Source organism: Pseudomonas sp. NPDC089554, from assembly GCF_050280645.1.
Classification (GTDB): Bacteria; Pseudomonadota; Gammaproteobacteria; order Pseudomonadales; family Pseudomonadaceae; genus Aquipseudomonas.
Genome location: NZ_JBNNVR010000178.1, coordinates 1 through 2,842 on the forward strand (window position 1 = coordinate 1; position 2,842 = coordinate 2,842).

Genomic DNA, 2,842 nt, shown 5'->3' on the forward strand with positions numbered 1-2,842 from the left:
TCGCAGCGTAGCCCTGAACAGCGTGCAGATCGTATTAGCCGACCATCACTACTGGGGCGGGCTTCGGGATACGCAAATCCTGGCGCGCATGTGCGTGAAGGCCAGAAGACCGGCTGGTTCTACGACCACCGCATGAACCGCGCGCGCTTGGCGCCCTACGTCAAGGGCAAGCGCGTACTCGACCTGTTCAGCTACATCGGCGGCTGGGGCGTGCAGGCCGGCGCGTTCGGCGCCAGCGAAGTGTTCTGCGTGGATGCCTCGGGCTTCGCCCTCGATGGTGTGGAGCGCAACGCGGCGCTCAACGGCATCGGCGAGAAACTGACCTGCATCGAAGGTGATGTGTTCGAAGCCCTGCGCGAGCTGAAGGCCGCCGAGGAGCGCTTCGACGTGATCATCGCCGACCCACCCGCGTTCATCAAACGCAAGAAAGACCTGAAGAACGGCGAAGCGGCCTACCGCCGCCTCAACGAGCAGGCCATGCGCATGCTGAACAAGGACGGCATCCTGGTCAGCGCCTCGTGCTCGATGCACCTGCCCGAGGACGACCTGCACAACATCCTGCTCACCAGCGCCCGCCACCTGGACCGCAACCTGCAACTGCTCGAGCGTGGCGGCCAAGGCCCGGACCACCCGGTGCACCCGGCGATCGCCGAAACTCGCTACATCAAGAGCATCACCTGCCGTCTGCTGCCAAACAGCTGAGACGCAAAAGGGGCCGCCATGCGGCCCCTCTTGTTTCAAAGCCCCAGCACGTAAGCGGCAATGCCGAAGTACACCAACACCCCCGCCGCATCGGCAATCGAGGTCACCAGCGGCCCGCTGGCCGTCGCCGGGTCAAACTTGAACTTGGTGAACATGAACGGCAGGCTCATGCCGATCAGGCTGCCGACCAGCACGATCACCAGCATGCTGCTGGCCACGACAAAGGCAATTTCCGGCCCGCCGCGCAGCCAGCCCAGCGATGCCACTGCCAGTGCCATGGTGCAGCCCAGCGCCAAGGCAACCCCACACTCGCGCCCCAGCATGCGCAGCCAATCGCGAATCATCACCTCGCCTGTCGCCAGGCCTCGCACCATCAAGGTTGCAGACTGCGCACCGGCATTGCCACCACTGTCCACCAGCAGCGGCAGGAAGAACACCAACACGATATTCTCGGCGATGACATCTTCGAACGCTGCGATACCAGCCCCGGAAAACAGGTTGCCGAACACCAGCAACACCAGCCAGAACACACGCTTGCGGTACAGCAGGCCAATGGTGGCGTCCTTGAGGTTGCCGATGTGGGTGGTGATGGATGCCCCCTTGTGGAAGTCCTCGGTGGCCTCCTCGACCATGACGTCCAGGGCATCGTCGCAGGTAACGATACCGACCAGGCGCCCCAGTTCGTCTAGCACCGGCACGGCCAGCAGGTCTTGCTCGCGTATCAGCCGGGCCACTTCTTCCTGGCGCGTGGCGACGGTCACGCAGATCACCGGACGCACCATGAAGGTATCGATGCGCTGGTCAGGGGCGGCAAGAATCAGCTCGCGCAACGACAGGGTGCCGAGCAGGTTGCGCTGCTCGTCGAGCACGTAGGACTGGTAGATGGTTTCGGCGTCGGCGGCCTCGCGGCGCAGCATGTCGACCGCCTGGCTGGCGCTCAGGCTGCCGTCGAGGCAGGAATACTCGCTGGTCATCAGCGCGCCAGCCGTGCCTTCGGCGTAGAGGCCAGGCTGCAGCAAGCGGTCGCGGCGCGCCTGGGCGGCCTGACGCTGGGTGGCGGTGCAGAGGTCGGAAGGTAGGTTGATGGTGTGTTGCATGAGGTTTCTCCAGGCGCCGTCCGGGCGCCCGCAGACCTCAGACGCGTGGACGCGAAGCCTCAGGGAGCCCTGGTAACGGCACGCTCAGTGCCAATTTACAGATTCGTGGTGAACTGAAACTGGGAAGGTCCATTGGGGTACTGCTCGTGAAGCCGCACATACGGCGGGCGGATAATAGAGCGTGGCTAAGCACTTACCCACCGACAGGAATGCATTTGGGAAGGCTCCTACATAACATCGGCAAAATGCTTGAGCACCACCGTCCAGGCACATCTTCATTCCCTCGTCGCGCCAGCGGTGTAGAATCGGCCTATTCATCGCCAGACATCCCCCGGCGGGTTTATGAGCTCTGGCCAAGCACGCGGCGATCCCGCGCTGTCTTGTGCCCCATCCGTGCCAGCGGCAACCGGCCTTCGGCGCAAAGGACAAGAGAAGCTCACTCCCCTACTGTGACCTGATTTAGCCGCCAGGAGTGCTTCATGCCTGATTACCGTTCCAAGACTTCCACCCAAGGCCGCAACATGGCGGGCGCCCGTGCCCTCTGGCGCGCCACCGGGATGAAGGACGAAGATTTCAAGAAACCGATCATCGCCATCGCCAACTCGTTCACCCAGTTCGTCCCAGGCCACGTGCACCTGAAGGACCTGGGCCAGCTGGTCGCCCGCGAAATCGAACGCGCCGGTGGCGTGGCCAAGGAGTTCAACACCATCGCCGTGGACGACGGTATCGCCATGGGCCATGACGGCATGCTGTATTCGCTGCCCAGCCGCGAGATCATCGCCGACGCCGTGGAATACATGGTCAACGCCCACTGCGCTGATGCCATCGTGTGCATCTCCAACTGCGACAAGATCACCCCCGGCATGCTGATGGCCGCCCTGCGCCTGAACATCCCGGTGATCTTCGTCTCCGGCGGCCCGATGGAAGCCGGCAAGACCAAGCTGGCCAGCCACGGCCTGGACCTGGTCGACGCCATGGTCATCGCCGCCCCACGTGCGTGCAGCGCGCCTGGCTGACGAATACAACGACCGCCTCGGGCGACC

General features: G+C 63.7%; 1 protein-coding gene and 2 pseudogenes. 2 read left to right on the top strand and 1 reads right to left on the bottom strand.

What is annotated here, in order from left to right; translation table 11 throughout:
- Positions 1 to 84 precede the first annotated feature (84 nt).
- Positions 85 to 702, top strand: a pseudogene (locus ACQKPE_RS26185) (class I SAM-dependent rRNA methyltransferase); the annotation flags it as partial.
- Between the two features lie 35 nt (positions 703 to 737).
- On the opposite strand, the gene mgtE reads toward ACQKPE_RS26185, so the two are convergent.
- Positions 738 to 1,799, bottom strand: coding sequence for a magnesium transporter (gene mgtE / locus ACQKPE_RS26190; RefSeq protein WP_427669596.1), 1,062 nt, complete (start codon positions 1,797 to 1,799; stop codon positions 738 to 740).
- 479 nt (positions 1,800 to 2,278) lie between these two features.
- Between mgtE and ACQKPE_RS26195 the strand changes: the two are divergent.
- Positions 2,279 to 2,803, top strand: a pseudogene (locus ACQKPE_RS26195) (dihydroxy-acid dehydratase); the annotation flags it as partial.
- Positions 2,804 to 2,842: the final 39 nt, after the last annotated feature.